The sequence below is a fragment of the Pseudomonas sp. L13 genome, from assembly GCF_009935965.1.
GTDB classification, from domain to species: domain Bacteria; phylum Pseudomonadota; class Gammaproteobacteria; order Pseudomonadales; family Pseudomonadaceae; genus Aquipseudomonas; species Aquipseudomonas lactis.
Genome location: NZ_QODJ01000162.1, coordinates 1 through 589, shown reverse-complemented (window position 1 = coordinate 589; position 589 = coordinate 1). Strand labels below are relative to the sequence as shown.

Annotated in this window: 1 protein-coding gene; it reads left to right on the top strand. The window is 46.3% G+C overall.

The window, feature by feature from the left end:
- Positions 1-21: 21 nt before the first annotated feature.
- Positions 22-589: hypothetical protein (locus tag DK871_RS28485; protein ID WP_256677541.1), on the top strand; the 568-nt coding region annotated here is incomplete at its 3' end.

The following is a 589-nucleotide window of genomic DNA, read 5'->3' as shown; positions in this document are numbered from 1 at the left end:
GGAAAGGAGATTACAGGAAATATGCGTGCAATTCTTATTGACTGGCTTGTACAAGTCCAAATTAAGTTCAGGCTGCTTCAGGAGACCATGTACATGACTGTTGCAATCATTGATCGCTTCCTTCAGGATCATCCAGTTCCAAAGAAGCAGCTCCAGCTTGTAGGTGTAACAGCCATGTTCATTGCCTCAAAGTATGAAGAGATGTACCCACCAGAGATTGCAGACTTTGCTTTTGTGACTGACCGTGCCTATACTACTGGTCAGATCCGGGAGATGGAGATGAAAATCCTCAGAGTTCTTGACTTCAGTTTTGGGAGACCTCTGCCTCTACAGTTCCTTAGGAGAGCTTCCAAGATTGGAGACGTTACTGCAGAGCATCATACACTGGCCAAGTACTTCCTGGAGCTCACCATGGTTGACTATGAGATGGTCCACTTTCCTCCCTCCCAGGTGGCTAGCGCAGCTTATGCCCTTACTCTGAAGGTCTTCAACTGTGGTGACTGGACACCTACTCTGCAGCATTATATGGGCTATACTGAAGATGCACTAGTTCCTGTGATGCAGCATATTGCTAAAAATGTTGTGAGAC